The organism is Bacillus sp. FSL K6-0255, assembly GCF_045040725.1.
GTDB classification, from domain to species: Bacteria; Bacillota; Bacilli; order Bacillales; family Bacillaceae; genus Bacillus; species Bacillus subtilis.
Genome location: NZ_CP150278.1, coordinates 1379020 through 1395671, shown reverse-complemented (window position 1 = coordinate 1395671; position 16652 = coordinate 1379020). Strand labels below are relative to the sequence as shown.

General features: G+C 43.1%; 19 protein-coding genes and 2 riboswitches. Of the genes, 5 read left to right on the top strand and 14 right to left on the bottom strand.

The features are described from left to right. Positions 1 to 21: 21 nt before the first annotated feature. Together MHB62_RS07320 and spo0E are read right to left on the bottom strand one after the other, a co-directional pair. On the bottom strand, positions 22 to 453 hold the full coding sequence (locus tag MHB62_RS07320; protein WP_003245685.1) for a hypothetical protein: 432 nt from the start codon (positions 451 to 453) through the stop codon (positions 22 to 24). A gap of 85 nt (positions 454 to 538) precedes the next feature. Next, positions 539 to 796, bottom strand: a complete 258-nt coding sequence (gene spo0E / locus MHB62_RS07315) for an aspartyl-phosphate phosphatase Spo0E (RefSeq protein WP_003218598.1) — start codon at positions 794 to 796, stop codon at positions 539 to 541. 202 nt (positions 797 to 998) lie between these two features. Here spo0E and MHB62_RS07310 point away from each other — a divergent pair, with 202 nt between their 5' ends. Next, positions 999 to 1319, top strand: coding sequence for a YkvA family protein (locus MHB62_RS07310; protein ID WP_032721424.1), 321 nt, complete (start codon positions 999 to 1001; stop codon positions 1317 to 1319). A 40-nt stretch (positions 1320 to 1359) separates the two neighbouring features. On the opposite strand, the gene mtnD is transcribed toward MHB62_RS07310, so the two are convergent. From mtnD to mtnE, 5 genes are all read right to left on the bottom strand, one after another. Then, positions 1360 to 1896, bottom strand: a complete 537-nt coding sequence (mtnD, locus tag MHB62_RS07305; protein WP_003232483.1) for an acireductone dioxygenase — start codon at positions 1894 to 1896, stop codon at positions 1360 to 1362. A 14-nt stretch (positions 1897 to 1910) separates the two neighbouring features. After that, positions 1911 to 2540, bottom strand: coding sequence for a methylthioribulose 1-phosphate dehydratase (locus tag MHB62_RS07300; RefSeq protein WP_003232485.1), 630 nt, complete (start codon positions 2538 to 2540; stop codon positions 1911 to 1913). Continuing rightward, positions 2498 to 3205 (bottom strand): 2-hydroxy-3-keto-5-methylthiopentenyl-1-phosphate phosphatase, encoded by a 708-nt coding sequence (gene mtnX, locus MHB62_RS07295; protein WP_017695070.1) that lies wholly within the window; start codon positions 3203 to 3205, stop codon positions 2498 to 2500. The genes MHB62_RS07300 and mtnX overlap by 43 nt, the downstream gene beginning before the upstream one ends. Next, a complete protein-coding gene (mtnW, locus tag MHB62_RS07290) occupies positions 3202 to 4419 on the bottom strand; it encodes a 2,3-diketo-5-methylthiopentyl-1-phosphate enolase (RefSeq protein ID WP_032721931.1) in 1218 nt (405 codons plus the stop codon). Before mtnW ends, mtnX begins: the two co-directional genes overlap by 4 nt. An 84-nt stretch (positions 4420 to 4503) precedes the next feature. Continuing rightward, positions 4504 to 4604, bottom strand: a riboswitch (SAM riboswitch). A 38-nt stretch (positions 4605 to 4642) separates the two neighbouring features. Beyond that, complete coding sequence (gene mtnE, locus MHB62_RS07285; RefSeq protein WP_032721421.1) at positions 4643 to 5839, bottom strand: methionine-glutamine aminotransferase; 1197 nt, start codon at positions 5837 to 5839, stop codon at positions 4643 to 4645. Between the two features lie 94 nt (positions 5840 to 5933). Here mtnE and MHB62_RS07280 point away from each other — a divergent pair, with 94 nt between their 5' ends. From MHB62_RS07280 to mtnA, 3 genes are all read left to right on the top strand, one after another. Beyond that, on the top strand, positions 5934 to 6713 hold the full coding sequence (locus MHB62_RS07280; RefSeq protein WP_032721418.1) for a carbon-nitrogen family hydrolase: 780 nt from the start codon (positions 5934 to 5936) through the stop codon (positions 6711 to 6713). A gap of 83 nt (positions 6714 to 6796) precedes the next feature. Next, a riboswitch (SAM riboswitch) is annotated at positions 6797 to 6953 on the top strand. Positions 6954 to 7045: 92 nt separating this feature from the next. Then, a complete protein-coding gene (mtnK, locus tag MHB62_RS07275) occupies positions 7046 to 8239 on the top strand; it encodes an S-methyl-5-thioribose kinase (protein WP_032721417.1) in 1194 nt (397 codons plus the stop codon). Between the two features lie 7 nt (positions 8240 to 8246). Then, the gene (gene mtnA / locus MHB62_RS07270) at positions 8247 to 9308 is read left to right on the top strand and encodes an S-methyl-5-thioribose-1-phosphate isomerase (RefSeq protein WP_032721416.1); all 1062 of its coding nucleotides are present in this window, start codon (positions 8247 to 8249) and stop codon (positions 9306 to 9308) included. Positions 9309 to 9341: 33 nt separating this feature from the next. Here the strand turns inward: mtnA and MHB62_RS07265 are convergent, their stop codons facing one another. The 3 genes from MHB62_RS07265 to kinE all read right to left on the bottom strand — a co-directional run bounded on the left by MHB62_RS07265 (position 9342) and on the right by kinE (position 12267). Continuing rightward, the gene (locus MHB62_RS07265; protein ID WP_003232500.1) at positions 9342 to 9467 is read right to left on the bottom strand and encodes a hypothetical protein; all 126 of its coding nucleotides are present in this window, start codon (positions 9465 to 9467) and stop codon (positions 9342 to 9344) included. Between the two features lie 89 nt (positions 9468 to 9556). Continuing rightward, positions 9557 to 10054, bottom strand: coding sequence for a methylated-DNA--protein-cysteine methyltransferase (ogt, locus tag MHB62_RS07260; RefSeq protein WP_032721415.1), 498 nt, complete (start codon positions 10052 to 10054; stop codon positions 9557 to 9559). Next, a complete protein-coding gene (gene kinE, locus MHB62_RS07255) occupies positions 10051 to 12267 on the bottom strand; it encodes a sporulation two-component system sensor histidine kinase KinE (RefSeq protein ID WP_003232504.1) in 2217 nt (738 codons plus the stop codon). The genes ogt and kinE overlap by 4 nt, the downstream gene beginning before the upstream one ends. Before the next feature lie 252 nt (positions 12268 to 12519). On the opposite strand from kinE, the gene MHB62_RS07250 reads away from it, so the two are divergent. Then, on the top strand, positions 12520 to 13542 hold the full coding sequence (locus MHB62_RS07250) for an acyltransferase family protein (protein ID WP_003245573.1): 1023 nt from the start codon (positions 12520 to 12522) through the stop codon (positions 13540 to 13542). A gap of 41 nt (positions 13543 to 13583) precedes the next feature. Here MHB62_RS07250 and MHB62_RS07245 read toward each other — a convergent pair whose 3' ends face one another. From MHB62_RS07245 to htpX, 4 genes are all read right to left on the bottom strand, one after another. Next, entirely contained in the window at positions 13584 to 13766 is a 183-nt protein-coding gene (locus tag MHB62_RS07245; RefSeq protein WP_015715779.1) for a hypothetical protein, read from the bottom strand. Between the two features lie 2 nt (positions 13767 to 13768). Beyond that, positions 13769 to 13924 (bottom strand): hypothetical protein, encoded by a 156-nt coding sequence (locus MHB62_RS07240; protein WP_003232510.1) that lies wholly within the window; start codon positions 13922 to 13924, stop codon positions 13769 to 13771. Between the two features lie 144 nt (positions 13925 to 14068). Next, a complete protein-coding gene (ktrD, locus tag MHB62_RS07235; RefSeq protein ID WP_003244672.1) occupies positions 14069 to 15418 on the bottom strand; it encodes a Ktr system potassium transporter KtrD in 1350 nt (449 codons plus the stop codon). A 173-nt stretch (positions 15419 to 15591) separates the two neighbouring features. Then, positions 15592 to 16488 carry a protease HtpX gene (htpX, locus tag MHB62_RS07230; protein ID WP_015715778.1) on the bottom strand — a complete coding sequence of 299 codons (897 nt, stop codon included), beginning with the start codon at positions 16486 to 16488 and terminating at the stop codon, positions 15592 to 15594. Positions 16489 to 16652 lie beyond the last annotated feature (164 nt).

Genomic DNA, 16652 nt, shown 5'->3' with positions numbered 1-16652 from the left:
TGACCATGTCAGGAGGGTTTTTTATCTTCGTGATCGGGCATTGCCATTCGATTTGCTTGCTGGTCTTCCAGAAAAAAGGATTTTGATGAAACGCAACAGCATTTTCAAAAGCAAAAAAAACATAAAAAATACTAAAAAACCCTTTATACCTTCCGTGGCATCTAAAAACTCCATATTCCCTCTACCCGTCACCTTTTGCTGAATCTCAATCGCAAATACGATGACAATGATGACTGTAACAGTATAGATAAAGGACAAGGCTGTCATACTCCATTTAGAAAGCCATGTAAACACAGCGTGAGTGACGCCGAAAAAGAATATGCCAAAAATGCCGATCACCCAAAAATGCATTTCTTTGTCAGTTAAATGAATGCCAAATATTCCGCATAAGGAAATAAAAGCATCATGAAATTGATTGACCATTTCGGTAATGAGAATCGCCAGTTCCTTCATTAGTTCCCTCTTTCATATGAATTTTTTCCAGAAAAAAAGAGCGCTTCCGAAAAGCTCTCTCTTTATATATGCATCTGATAGGCCGCTATTTATTTGCATCATATGCTGGCATAACATCTCTGCGGGGCCACAAGCCTAATTTCTTTACAAGGCCTTGAATCCCTTGGGAATGTTCGTTTTCTTGCATAAGCTGATGATATTCATTTATTAAACAATCCAGCTCCTGACTGTGCCTGATCGTGTCATGCCCTGTAAATCCCTGCTTTCTAGCGGCATCTATCATTAACTTTCTTTTTTCATCAATAGACACCAACAATCTTTCTTGTTCAGAAGAACCGCCCATTCACTTCACCCCTCGCCGCTAAGAAATAGGAAACAAGTTTGATTGGGTTATTGTGCATTATTACAGATTATACTTTATTTGTAAACATATTTTCATTAAATAAGTTAATTTTTCAGGTATAATAGATATATTGATAGGATTAGAAGAACAATACCCAGGTGAAGAATATCTTAAACACGCCGCCAGGCAGGAGGTATGCCCAATGAAGAAAAAGAAAGCAATTATGCTCGGAGCGGCAGGCGGAAAAGCAATTTTGAAGAGGAAAAACCGAAAAAAATGTATCCAGCACATCACTACTTTTTTTCAGATGCTTCGCGATTGGCGAAATGGCGACTACCCTCGTTCACAGGTTAAAACACTTTTGCTGTTAACTGCCGCAATCCTGTATATCGTCATGCCGCTCGATATCATTCCAGACGTAATCCTCGGTCTTGGGTTCATTGACGATGCAGCTGTTTTAGGTTTGATTTGGACAATGATTAAAAAAGAACTGTCACAGTATGAAAAGTGGCGTTTGCAATAAATATAAAAAGCCCCGTTCGATGAACGGGGCTATCTCATGCTTATTGATTCACGCTGTCTTTTTCATAAATCGGAACCCAGCCTTCAGTTGTGACAAAAATTCTCACCGCGACAACTTTGCGGTCCTCCTGAAGCGTGAAGTAATGGCGGATATTCTCAGGCACGGAGATTAAATCTCCAGGGTTTAAACGGACATCAAAAAACGTGCCGTCCTTGCCTTGAATGACAAAAATACCGTGTCCGCTTACAATAAAACGAACCTCATCGTCTGTATGGTGATGCTCTCTTTTAAAGTTTTCAAGCAGTTCATCAAGTTTCGGATTGCTGTCTGACAATGAAATAACATCCTGTGCTTTATAGCCGCGGCGGGTTGAGATATCTTTAATTTCAGTTTCGAAGGTATCAAGAATTTGCTGTTTTTCTTCTTCTGTCAGGTCATATTTCTCTGAGAGATGTTCCGGAAGCTTCGTGATATCCCATTGCTCATAAATAACCTCTTGACTGTCCAGAAAGCTTGCCACTTCCTCTTGATTTTCAATCGTTGTATTTGCCTCATCATGAATTCGAATTGTAGCCATTTCAATTCCTCCTTTTATTTAACCAGCTGATGCTGGAGTGTTTTCAATTTCAAATGGTAGCTGAACAAAAATTCATACGCTTCAAGCACTCTTTTTGCCTCAAATGCTGTTTTCCCCCAAGCCGTAATACCATGATTTCGGATCAGAACAGCTCCTGAATCTTCTGAAATCTCTTCCGCAAACAGTGCCGCAAGCGTCGGGATATGTGCCGGATTTTCTATAATCGGAACGGTCACTTCTGCGTTCTCTTCCCACAAGCCGAGTGCTTTTATAATTTCCTGGCCTTTGAATGTGATTTTCTTTTGGTCTCCGTATAACTCTGAAATCACATTATTGTTTACCGTATGGACATGCAGGCAGCATCCGGCATTGGTTTTATTGTACAAATGTGTATGCAAAAGCGTTTCTGCTGACGGTTTCAGAGAATGCCCGCTTTCAGCAGGCTCTCCGTTTTGATCGACCAGCAGAAAATCTTCAACCGTCTCTTTGCGTTTATCTTTTCCGCTTGCAGTGACGAGAAATGTTAAAGGCTCATCTGTAACCTTAATTGACAAATTGCCGCTAGTCGCTGGAAACCAATCTCTCTCTGCCAATTCCCGTTTTACTTCAGCGAGCTCTCGCCAGCGTTCTTGTTTTGCAGCCATTCCTGTACCTCCTTTACATTCTCAATTTCCTTTCTGATCTCATAAAAATCTTGATACGGAAGATGATTGAGGTTCTGCTCCCGGCATTCGTTTAATAAATAATCCCTTGCAAAGCATAGGTCAGACAGCTTTGCTGCCTCCACATCTGTAACCGAATCACCGATCATGATGATATATTGGTTCGGTTCAGAAAGTTCATGGATGACCGACGGCTTACAGCACCCGCATTGATTGCTGCATGTGCCCTTGCAGGAATGAGGCCAGTCAATATGGATATAGTCATTGTCAAATGAAGCATGGTTGCAATAAATGCGGTCTTTCTCCACAATGCCTTCAAGCAAAGGATATACAAAGAAGTCCATTCCACCGCTTATGACATAAAACGGAATCTCGTGCTCATTGATAAATGCTACAAATTCCCGAAAGCCTTCCCTGATTTTTGCATCTTCCAATACAAAACTTGTAATCTCTTCTTTTAAACGGCTGGGCAGAAGGCCGAACATCCGCCCGACACCTTCCTTGATCGATAGCGTTTTGGAAAGTACGCCGTCTTTTAATGCCACCCACTCTGGGGGAGCAAATGTTTTCATGATATTTATAATGTTGTCGTTCATCGTGATTGTTCCGTCAAAATCACAAATAACAAAAGGTTTTCGAGTCGTCATACGGCTTCAACCTTTCCCCATTTATCTAGCGCAAGCTTAAGATCCTTGCATTGTTCGGCTTTTTCATCAATCGGCTGGGCCTCTAGGACCGCATCAATAATGGCTCTGAACGCTCGCCCCCCGCCTTGGGCACCGTTCGGATGTCCATGTACGCCTCCTCCGGCGTTAATAATGTGGTCTATGCCGAAATCACGCATTAATAGCGGAACCATGCCGGGATGAATGCCTGCTGACGGAACCGCAAATGTTTGGTTAAAAGCATCCTCTCTCACACATTCTTCATGGATCGCCAGTGCGTCTGCTCTTGGAAGCGCAACCGAACCATATGGAGACGGAAAGAGGCTGAAGTCAGCACCGCAATATCGATTTAATTTTCCGAGTAAAAGAGCGTGAGAAAAACCGTAAAACGGAGAAGACGTAAACGCTCCGCTCACTGCTGGATGCGCCATAATCGGAACTGGGATTTCAGGATCTTCTGCTAGGCCTTGCATAACGTCCAAGCCGTAAGCAAAGACATTAAACAAAAGCGCATCCGCTCCCAGCTCGGCGGCGCGTCTCGCTTTGTCTCTCAGATCAGCCGTACGTCCGGTCAAATTCACCGCATACAGCGTTTTATGTCCGGTTTGTTCATACGTTTCTTTCAATATTTGCTTTCCTTCTGCAATTCTTGTTTCAAAAGGCGCTAGACCAGTCTCAAAGAAAATTTCATCGTCTTTAATCAAGTCAACTCCGCCAAGCGCCTGCTGCCGGAGCTGTTCTTTAATATCACTCAGGTCCCTTCCGATTACGCCTTTAAATATGCTCATTAACAGCGGTCTCTCAAACTCTACCAGCAGCTTTCGGATGCCGTATACGCCAAACTTCGGTCCCGGCAGTGCACGCTTAAATGCTTCAGAGAAGTGAAGATCAATTAATTTGATTTTTCCGTCCAGGGACAGCTTGCCAAACACTGTTGTCAGCAAAGCCGGAATATCCTGAGAGAAATTGATTTCAGGATAGGCAATTGTGATGACCGCTTGTTTTTCTGATGCAGGAGTTCCCTCTCTCTCCTCAACTTTTATCACACGCCCCTTGTGCTTTTGCATTTGCTCCTGTTTTACAAGGGGCAGATCAGTCCAGGAGCCTACTGTCAATCCTGTTGCGATTTGTTCTGCTTTCTTCTCTGTATCGGCTCCCGGTTCGGTCAGGAGATATGTCGCTAATAACTCACTCATGCCAGAGCTCCTTTCATTTTCATCCATATCAAAAAACCTCTTCAAACTGCAATCGCGTCTAAAGAGGTTTCGTTTCTCGTCCGAATCTTATCTCTCAGCCGCTAGCTGCAAGAATTAGCACCGTGCTTTATAAGTCGGTTGCCGGGCTTCATCGGGCTCGTCCCTCTGCCTGCTCTTGATAAGAAAATATAGATTTTATAAATTATTTTGAATTATCCCATCGTTATAAGGTCTTGTCAATGCTTTTTTGGGTAAACAGGTTCAGTTTGCCAATTCGATAAGCGGCTTCCTTAAGTCTTTCTTCACTTGTTAAAAGTCCGACTCTGACGTAGCCCTCGCCATATTCACCGAAGCCGTTTCCAGCCGCAACTGCCACATTCGCTTTTTCCAGCAAAAGATCTGAGAACTGCTCTGAAGTATAGCCTTCAGGCACAGGCAGCCATGCAAAAAAAGAACCTGCGGGAGCTGTTACATCCCAGCCGATTTCCCGGCATGCCGTGATCCAAGCGTTTCTCCTGCTCTCATACCTGGCATTTTGCTCTGCCACACACGTCTGATCGGCTAACAGTGCCTCTGCTGCAGCCTCTTGAGTCGCTCTGAAAAGACTGACAAACATATGGTCTTGATAAAGATTGATCGCTTCAATGACCGAAGCGTTTCCGACGGCAAAGCCAACCCGCCATCCTGCCATATTATACGTTTTTGACAGCGTGTAAATTTCAATTCCGATATCCTTCGCACCTTCAGTCTGCAAAAAGCTTAAAGGCTTGCAGCCGTCAAATCCTACAGCGCCGTAAGCAAAATCGTGAACGACGCAGATTCCGTTTTCAGTCGCAAAACGCACGGTATCTTCAAAGAACTCAGAAGTAGCAACAGCTCCGGTCGGATTATTCGGATAATTCAAATACATCAATTTCGCCTGTTCCCTTACTTCAGCGGTTATGCTGCTGTAATCAGGGAGAAACGCCCTGTCCTTTACGAGCGGCATCATTTCCATCTTTGCTTTTGCAAGTGTGACACCCGACCAGTAATCTGGATAACCCGGATCGGGAACTAAGATCGTATCACCGGGATTCAACAAGCATTGCGGGAGCTCGACAAGACCGGCTTTTCCGCCGAATAATACAGCGACTTCGGTTTCCGGATCCAGATCAATGCCGTACTCTCTTTTGTAAAATGCAGCAGCCGCTGACTTCAGACTGTATGAGCCGCGAAAAGACGAATATTTATGATTCTCAGGATCAGCAACAGCTCGTTTCATCTCCTCGACAATATGTTCAGGAGTCGGCTGATCTGGATTTCCCTGTCCTAGATTGATAACGTCATGTCCTTCTGCGAGCTTTCGGTTCACTTTCTGCACCAGAGAAGCGAAGAATTGTTTAGGCAATTCCTTCAATACATGAGACTGTTCAAATTTCATCTATTCTCACCTTCTAAAAAAATCTTGAAATGATAGTCCATCATCATATATGGTTAAATGAAAAAAGTAAAGAAAAATTTGGGGTGTTAAAAAGATGAAATGGACGATATCTTGTCTTCAATTTGATATTTCATACGGCAAACCTTCGGAAAATATAAAAAAAGCTGAATTTTTCATCGAAAAAGAAAGCAAACATGCTGATGTTCTTGTTCTGCCTGAATTATGGACGACCGGATATGATCTGGCCAATCTTGATGAACTCGCTGATGAAGACGGCCGATCCGCTCAGAGCTGGCTGAAGAAAACGGCAAAAAAACATGGTGTTCATATTGTCGCCGGATCGGTCGCTGTCAGGAAGAATTCTGATGTTTATAATACAATGTACATCGCGGATAAGAAAGGGCAAATCATTAAAGAGTACAGAAAAGCCCATCTTTTTCAGCTGATGGATGAGCATCTGTATTTATCAGCCGGTTCCGAAGACGGATACTTTGAGCTTGACGGCGTCAAAAGCTCAGGATTGATCTGTTACGATATCCGTTTTCCGGAATGGATCAGAAAACATACGACAAAAGGCGCCAACGTGCTGTTTATTTCTGCGGAATGGCCTCTTCCCCGCCTTGATCATTGGAAAAGCCTGCTTATTGCGCGGGCCATTGAAAACCAATGCTTTGTCGCAGCCTGCAATTGTACCGGTTCAAATCCGGATAATGAATTTGCAGGACATAGCCTGATTATTGATCCATGGGGGCGTGTACTTGCTGAAGGCGGACGGGAAGAAGGCATAGTCCGAGCGGAAATCGACCTTCAAGAAAGCTCAGAAGTTCGGGAGAGCATTCCTGTTTTCGATGATATCAGAAAAGATTTATATTAAAAAATATATTGACAACTAACTAAATGACCTGTTACCATGTTCATCAACTGATAAATTAGAATTGTCAAACAAGTGAATATATTCTCTTATCGAGAGTTGGGCGAGGGATTTGGCCTTTTGACCCCAACAGCAACCGACCGTAATTCCATTGTGAAATGGGGCGCATCTTTTTCGCGCCGAGACGCTGGTCTCTTAAGGCACGGTGCTAATTCCATTCAGATCTGATCTGAGAGATAAGAGAGGCGGACATAGATGTTAAGCCTCCTTCTCTCTGAGAAGGAGGCTTTTTTACGGCCACATATTAAGTGATTACATAATTGGAGGTTATGATGATGGGAGTCACAAAAACACCTTTATACGAAACATTAAATGAAAGCTCCGCTGTGGCGTTGGCGGTGAAGCTTGGCCTATTTCCAAGCAAAAGCACGCTGACATGCCAGGAGATCGGAGACGGCAACTTAAATTACGTTTTTCATATTTATGATCAAGAACATGACAGAGCATTGATCATTAAACAGGCGGTTCCGTATGCAAAAGTGGTGGGAGAAAGCTGGCCGCTGACAATCGACCGTGCAAGAATCGAAAGCAGCGCTCTCATCCGTCAGGGCGAGCATGTGCCTCACCTGGTTCCAAGAGTGTTTTATTCTGATACGGAAATGGCGGTTACCGTCATGGAGGATCTCTCTCACCTCAAGATCGCAAGAAAAGGACTCATTGAGGGTGAAAACTATCCTCATCTGTCGCAGCACATCGGTGAATTTTTAGGAAAAACACTTTTCTACTCATCAGATTACGCGCTTGAACCTACGGTGAAAAAACAGCTTGTTAAACAGTTTACAAATCCAGAGCTATGCGACATTACGGAAAGACTTGTTTTTACAGATCCTTTCTTCGACCATGACACAAATGATTTTGAAGAAGAGCTTCGTCCTTTTGTCGAAAAGCTTTGGAATAATGACAGCGTTAAAATCGAAGCCGCTAAGCTGAAAAAGTCATTTTTAACGTCTGCAGAAACGTTGATTCATGGTGATTTGCATACAGGAAGCATTTTCGCAAGTGAGCACGAAACAAAGGTGATTGATCCTGAGTTTGCTTTTTACGGACCGATCGGCTTTGATGTAGGGCAATTTATCGCCAACTTATTTTTGAACGCACTCAGCCGTGACGGGGCTGACAGAGAGCCGTTATATGAACATGTCAACCAGGTCTGGGAAACGTTTGAAGAGACGTTTAGTGAATCCTGGCAGAAGGATAGTCTGGATGTTTACGCCAACATCGACGGTTACCTCACTGATACGCTCAGCCATATTTTTGAAGAAGCAATCGGATTTGCGGGCTGTGAGCTGATACGACGCACGATCGGCCTTGCCCATGTAGCTGACCTGGATACGATCGTGCCGTTTGATAAACGAATCGGCAGAAAACGCTTGGCGCTCGAAACCGGCACAGCCTTTATCGAAAAACGTTCGGAATTCAAAACGATAACAGATGTTATTGAATTATTTAAGTTACTTGTAAAGGAATGATCCATTCATGACCCATTCATTTGCTGTTCCACGTTCTGTTGAATGGAAAGAAACAGCTATTACCATTTTAAATCAGCAAAAGCTTCCTGATGAGACGGAATATTTGGAGCTGACGACGAAAGAGGATGTATTTGATGCGATTGTCACGCTCAAAGTAAGGGGCGCTCCGGCGATCGGCATTACGGCTGCCTTCGGACTGGCGCTTGCTGCCAAAAACATTGAAACAGATAATGTCACGGAATTCCGCCGCAGACTGGAAGACATCAAACAATATTTAAACAGCTCACGGCCTACCGCCATTAATTTGTCATGGGCGCTTGAGAGACTGAGTCATTCGGTCGAAAACGCGATTTCCGTAAATGAAGCAAAAACAAACCTTGTCCATGAAGCCATTCAGATTCAGGTCGAGGATGAGGAAACGTGCCGGTTGATCGGCCAAAACGCCCTGCAGCTTTTCAAAAAAGGCGACAGGATCATGACAATCTGCAATGCCGGCTCAATCGCGACAAGCCGCTATGGAACGGCGCTAGCTCCGTTTTACTTGGCCAAACAAAAAGATTTGGGATTGCACATTTATGCCTGTGAAACAAGGCCTGTCCTGCAAGGTTCACGCCTTACTGCTTGGGAGCTGATGCAGGGGGGCATTGATGTCACTCTGATCACAGACAGCATGGCCGCCCATACGATGAAGGAAAAACAAATTTCCGCTGTTATCGTCGGAGCCGACCGAATTGCAAAGAACGGTGATTCGGCAAATAAAATCGGCACATACGGTCTTGCTATTTTAGCAAACGCCTTTGATATTCCGTTTTTTGTCGCCGCACCTTTATCTACATTTGATACAAAGGTCAAATGCGGCGCTGATATCCCGATAGAGGAACGGGATCCCGAGGAAGTCAGGCAGATTTCCGGAGTTCGGACCGCTCCATCCAATGTGCCTGTCTTTAATCCCGCTTTCGACATTACACCTCATGATCTCATTTCAGGAATCATCACAGAAAAAGGGATTATGACCGGAAACTATGAAGAAGAGATTGAACAGCTGTTTAGAGGAGAAAAGGTGCATTAAAAAACCGCCGGACTTTGCTCATTTGGAGCCGAGTCAGCGGTTTTTTTGTTTCTTTTTGTTAACATTGATGATTTCATCTTTTTGAGCGCTTGATAAGATATGCAGTTTCACAAACAGTTCGGCAAAAACGGCAAGTTTCTCAGAGCGGCTCGGCTTCAATTGCTTTGTCCTCCTTTTTCATCAGACCAACTTTTTTAACTTAATAAAATGATATGTCGGCCGTGAAAAAAGGGAACGTGCCATATGTTTTATTTTTCTTTATAGGAGATTCGCTCGATGTTTAGCAAAAATGCTTTGATCTCCGTTTTGGTTCCGGCGTATCCTGTTAACGCACTGTTTTTGCCGATCACTCTGTGGCACGGGACAAAAATCGGCAGGTCGTTACGTTTATTAGCCTGTCCGACAGCGCGCACCGCTTTCGGACTGCCGACAGCAGCGGCAATATCCGCATAGCTTCGGGATTCGCCATATGGAATCCTCTCCAGCGCTTGCCACACTTTTTGCTGAAAAGGAGTGCCCTTTTGGCTGAGCGGCAGGGTGAATGTCTTCCTTTCGCCTGCGAAATATTCTTGAAGCTGTTGTTTCGCTTCTGCAAGATTAGGTGTTTCCATGTGCTCAGTATTCTGAACCGTTTCTTTCCAATCCACCCAATCTTCCTGACTGAGAAATAGACGAGTGATCCGGTCCTCCTCTTCGGCAATGATAAGTTCACCGAGCGGCGTTTCGGCTGTCGTATAGTAGTTCATTCATCATTCCTTCTTTCTTCAGCATTCTGTCTGACAGGAAGCGTAATATGGAAAACGGTGCCCTTCCCTTCTTCACTTTCTACCATAATCTCGCCTTGATGTTCTTCAATAATTTTATAGCTTACCATAAGCCCAAGTCCAGTTCCCCGTTCCTTTGTCGTATAAAATGGTTCACCAAGTCGCTTTAATTTATCTTCTGTCATTCCGATTCCCTCGTCTTTTAAAGAGATAAGAACATGATCTTGATCCAATGCCTTTATCGTTACAAAAATATTTCCGCCGTCAGGCATCACTTCGATGGCGTTTTTTAATATATTGATAAAAACCTGTTTCAGCTGATTCGGTTCACAGTAAATCGGGGGAATGTCGTCAATTAAATCAAGTTGCATTTGTACATTGCTGAGATTGGCTTGCGCATTTAGAAGGTCTATCGTGTCCCTCATAATTTGGGTAACATGTTTTTCCTCATACATAATGGCCTGGGGCTTGGCTAAAATCAAGAATTCGGTGATGATGGATTCGATGCGCTTTAGTTCTGAGGTGATCACGTTGAAGTAAAGGGCGTAGTCTCCCTCGACACTCCCTTTCAGAAGCTGAATGAAGCCTTTAAGAGCAGTCATCGGATTTCTGATTTCATGAGCAATGCCGGCTGCGAGTTCGCCGACAACATGAAGGGTATCTGATTTGCGCAGGCGCTCCTCCAATTCTTTTCGCTCTGTTACGTCTTTAAAGATAGCCAAGTTCATATTTTGAATAATATTCCGTTTAAATGAGAATTCGAGTTTTCTGTTATCACCGCTGCTCAGCAAAAATGGAATTTCGTTGTCCATTTCATCAAAATTAATCTGCCTTGCCGGTGATGCCAGATTTTCTATTTCATAAGCAGAAATAATATCTAACAGGCTGTGCTGTTTGATCTCTTCATGTGACAGTCCCAAAATATGGCTTGCTAACGGGTTGGCGTCAATGATCCTGTATTGATTGTCGAACAATACATTGCCGTCCATTGAGCCGTTGAACACTTTTCTGAATTTCAGCTCGCTTTCCCGAAGCTCCTTTTCCATCCGCTTTCTGTCGCTTACATTTCTTAAGATCGTCAAATGCTGATTTTCAAGGATTGTCCGTTTTGAAGTAAATTCAAGCTCTTTGAATTGCCCGTTCCCCATTTGAAACAGCAGCTCTTCTCTGATCTCTCCGTATTTTGCGTATTTCCTTTTCGTTATGCTGTATTTCTGCTGCGAGTCAACGAGAAAATCACACAGCTTTCTTTTCAACAGCAAATTCATCGGCAGCTCAAAAATTTTACAGGCTGATTGATTCGCTTTTACGATTCTTCCGTCATTCGACCAGATGATGATGGCGTCCATTGCATTTTCAAAGATTTCTCTGAAGCGCTCCTCACTTTTAAAGAGCTGTAGCTCCATAGACCGCTTCTCTGTGATATCCCTCATAATGGACATATAAAAACCGCTGATGATGTTTGATGTAATCGTGAATTCAAATAGTTTTTGAACTCCTGAACGAAGCTTGACAGGCAGCTCCCCCTTCGCTTTTCCCTTGCGGTTGAGCGCCTTCCAGATATTGTCGAAATCTTTTCGTGAGCCGCTGTCTATGAACTCATACAACGATAAATGAGACAGCTCATTATGATTGATTTCAAAGCTTTTACAAAAGGACAAATTGGCATCAATAAAACCGCCATCTTTATCAAACAGGACGATTCCGTCAACTGCTCTGTCAAACAAGTCCTTAAAAAGCTGTTCATTCATAGAGAATTCCCGCTCCAGAATCTTCTTAGAAGATATGTCCCTCATGACAACAAAAAAGAAATCCTCACCAATGCCTCTTTTGGCCAGAAACTCTATGTATTTTGTTGCCCCGCAATCAAGCCTGATCGGAACCTCCTTCCATAGAAAGCCTTTTTTAAAAAACTTCTTTACGGAAAGATTCAGTTCATCCTTTGGGATTGAAAACAAAAAATCCAAAACAGAACGCTTTTTCAAATCTTCCGAGTCAACTTGAAGCATCCTTTCTGTTGCTTCATTTGCCTGAACAATCCGCATTTCGTTATCACAAATAAAAATAGCATCGAGCGTATTGTTGACAATCACTTGATGCTGATTCAATTCCTTTTTCAGTCGCGCGTTTTCTTCTTTGAGGCGATTCAGTTCCTCTCGCAGCTCCGAGTTTGTCTGGACACCAAGAGTTTCCATGCATGTACACTCCTTCTTCAAAACCTATCCCTCAATATTTCTACAAAATGCGGGAACTTCCTTCATTTGCCCTATAAATTTCAGAAAATTTCAGCGCCATTACATTACGAAGACATTTTCTACGATCCTTACCATCACTTTACATCGACCTAACAATCAGCATTTTTTTAGATTCCTTTTTCATCTTTTATTTTAAAATATGTACCAGCAGGGAATAATCTCTTAGTGACTGATGAAAGAGAAGGTGATGCTATGAGTAAATCGCGGGACAGTTATTTCGATAACGCAAAATTTTTATTGATATTCCTTGTTGTATTCGGTCATATCCTTCGTTCCTTTATTAATGATAATCATTTTATGCTCTACCTCTACAAGTTCATTTACACATTCCATATGCCTGCATTTATTCTTGTATCCGGTTATTTCGCGAAAGGCTTTAAACGGGCGGGATATGTAAAAAAGCTGGCGGTCAAGCTGATTATTCCGTATTTGATTTTCCAAATCATTTATTCCGTCTTTTATTACATTATGCAAGATGAAAGCATGGCAAATGTGAACCCGATTGATCCGCAATGGTCGTTATGGTTTCTTGTAAGCTTATTCTTTTGGAACCTGCTCCTATATCCTTTTTCAAAGCTTTCAAAGCAGTGGGCGCTGTTTGTCAGCTGCGGAATCGCCGTGCTGATCGGTTATCTGGACTTTGTCAGCAGCACGCTGAGCTTGTCACGGACATTCGTATTCTTACCGATGTTCCTTGTCGGTTTTTATTTAAATAAACATCATTTTGATTTATTGAGATCAAAACGCGGCAAACAAATTGCGCTCGGAGTGCTTGCCGCAGTATTCGTCATCTGCTGGGGCATCGATTTTGACTATTCTTTTCTGTTTGGTTCAAAACCGTATTCTTCATTTGGAGACGTTACCCTGGTAAGCGGACTATCCCGAATCGGCTGGTATGTACTCGCCTTTGGGGCAACCTTCAGCTTTTTAGCGCTTGTTCCGCAAAAACGGTATTTCTTTACCAAATGGGGAACCCGGACATTTTACGTGTATCTGCTTCACGGGTTTATTATTAAGACATTACGGCAGGTCGGGCTTGAGGATTGGCTTACTGACTATCAAAGCTTAGTGATCCTCTTGCTTTTAACAGCAGCCCTGACATCAGTCCTCTCCAGCAACTTTGTTAAGACAGTCGCTCAGCCCTTCATTGAGCTGAGGATGACCAGCTTATTGCAATTTGTCAGAGGAACGGGCAAAAATGCTTATTTAAAATAGAAAAAGCACCTCTTAAGCGGACGCCGCCTAAGAGGTCTTTTTTATTTTTGTTTTTTATTTTTGTTTTTTTCTTTTTTCTTTTCAGGCTTGGTGACTTCCAGCGTTTCGATGATCTTCCCGGCATTGTAATCCCCAAGTTCACTTGAGAACTCTTCCTCCAGCACCTTTTTATTCATAGGCTTTTTATGATTTTGCATGTCTCTGCTATGACGGTTTTTCTTCACAACTACATGCCTCCCTGCTGGCCCTGTTTGGAATTGCGGTTTGCCCCTCTAAAATTGGGGTCGTCATGATATTGTGTCTTATATGAATTGGGGTCCATGCTCTCGGTAGGTGTATTGTTATTTTTAATGGCTTCATTCACTTCAGCTTTACGTTTCATACGAATCCTCCTCGCCAGTTTTCAGACATTTTAAGATGCAGGAGCGTAAATTGCACCTGTCGAAGTTAGGTTCTCCAACTGAACAGGAGGCACACATCTTTTTTTTGGCAATCAAAAAACACCGCAAAGTATGCGGTGTTTTGCCTATCCGATAATCACTCTTTCTTTCGGATAGTGATAGTTCGCTTCAATTTCCTTTCTTCCGATCAGATACAGGAAGGTTAGGATGCCGATTCGCCCGATAAACATGACAATCATAATGACGCATTTTCCAACACTGCTCAAATCTGCCGTAATTCCAAGCGACAGGCCGGTTGTACCGAATGCCGAGCACACTTCAAACAAAAGCTCCAGCAGGGAATGTTTTTCTGTAATGGTCAGAATGAGTGTCGCGCCAAAAACGAGCAGGATCGCCATCATCGTGACAACAAGCGACTTCATCAAGTCAGCAGGGTGAAGCTCCCGTTTGAATACCTTTACGGCCTTATTGCCGCGGGCAAAATGAAACAGCGCAAGAAGGTTCAAAGCAAAAGTCGTTGTCCGTATGCCTCCCCCGACTGAGCTTGGCGACGCTCCGATAAACATCAGCGCACAAATAAAAAAGAGTGTGGAATCTGATAATTGGCTGATATCGATTGTTGCCAGTCCCCCGCTTCGGGTTGCCGTTGATTGAAACAGGGACAAAAACAAAATATCATGCCATGATTTTCCTGCGAACGCATGGTTTGCTTCCAGGGCAAAGATGCCAATGGCTCCAAACAAGACAAGTGAGCCGAACGTAATCGTCGTGATCTTTGTAAAAAGCGTAAATGGATAACGCCGATGCTTTGAAAACAGGAAATCCTTTACTTCAACAAGCACGGGAAATCCAATCGCTCCAAATATAATTAAAAGCATTGTAATAAACTGCACAAAGTAATCGTGGCGAAATGGAATCATCGAATTACCGGTAATATCAAATCCGCCGTTTGTCGTTGCACTGATACTGGCAAAAAATCCGTGTAAATAAGCTTCCTGATAGGAGTCATAGTAGGTTAAGAAATATGTGCCGAGAATCAGCCCGCCAAAAAATTCAATCCACAAGATCAGAAACAGTACCTGCTTCATCAGATTGACAATTCCTGAAAACTGGGATTGGTTTTGATCAACCATAATCAGCTTCCGTTCTTTCAGCCCGATACGTTTTCCCATTATCAGCCAAATGAATGTTCCGAGCGTCATAATTCCGATTCCGCCAAATTGCAGAACAAATGCTAATATAAAAATCCCTATTGTGCTGAATGTATCAGCTGTATCAACAACTGTCAGCCCTGTTACACTGACTGAACTGACAGCTGTAAAAAGCGCATCAATAAACGTCCAATCCGCCCCCGGTTTATGGGCCGCCGGCAAACTCAGCAATATAACGGCCACAGTAACTGCAAGAAAATAATATAATGCGATCAGCTGGGCCGGTGACAAGGCCTGTATCAATTTTCCAAACTTTAATCTCATGTAAAATCCTTCTGCCTCTCTTTTTAAGTACGGTAATTATTCTAAAGATATTAGGTCCATTTTTAAAGGCTTTTACGAAACATTTTCTTAACTTGCTTATTTTTTTATGATTTTAGTCAATGGATAAAATAAAAAACCTCTGAGAATTCTCTCAGAGGAACAATGTGTTTGTATTATTTAGCTTCCAGCCGCCTGATTCGCTCATCTAAATCAGGGTGAGTAGAGAAAAGCGAAGAGCGCTTCTTGCCATTAATCTTTAACGTTTGGACAGCTGTCTGATCGTCTTCCATAATCCGGGAAGAATAGCTTTTAAGCGTCCGCAGCGCATGAATCATCTTGTCCTTGCCGGCAAGATCCGCTCCTCCCCTGTCAGCATGGAATTCACGATGGCGTGAATACGCAAACACAACCAGGCTGCCAAGTATCGAAAAGACAATCTGAAAAATAATTATTGCAATAAAATGAACGATCGGCGCTAGATCTTCTTTGACAAAACGGCTTGCTATCCAAGCGGCGATACGCGATAAAAAGAAGACAAAGGTATTAACGATGCCTTGTAAAAGCGTCATTGTTACCATATCACCATTTGTAATATGCGCGACCTCGTGGGCAAGCACACCTTCAACTGCTGCGTCATCCATCTGCTCCAGCAGCCCTGACGATACTGCGACAAGTGAACGGCGTTTTGACGGTCCAGTCGCAAACGCGTTTACTTCAGGTGAACGGTAAATCCCGACTTCCGGCATTTTCGTTAAACCGGCAGAGCGGCTTAATCTGTGAACACGATCAACCAATTGCTGTTCCTCATAGCTGAGCGAGTGTTTTTTCGGATTCAGCACTCTGACGCCCATCATCGTCTTTGCCATCCATCTGGATATCGCAAGAGACGTAAAGGAACCGACAAATCCAACGACTAAACTGAACACAAGAAGCGCCATTGGATCGATACCGCCATCAGCTGTAAAGTACGTCCCGACTCCTGTAACAGAGCTTAAAACAGACAAAACGATCCCGATTGTTGTAAGCACCAAAATATTCGTTAGAATAAACAGAAAAATTCTTTTCGCCATAACAACCTCCGTTATTTTAAGTTCAAAAGAACCCGTATATTTAAATTATAAAACATCCATTTGAAAATGCAAGGAATTCGACGTATGATGTTAATGTAATTTGCTGACGCTTGAATTTTGAACTTATACATAGACCTATATCCGCGTCAAATTGTTTAAAGAGG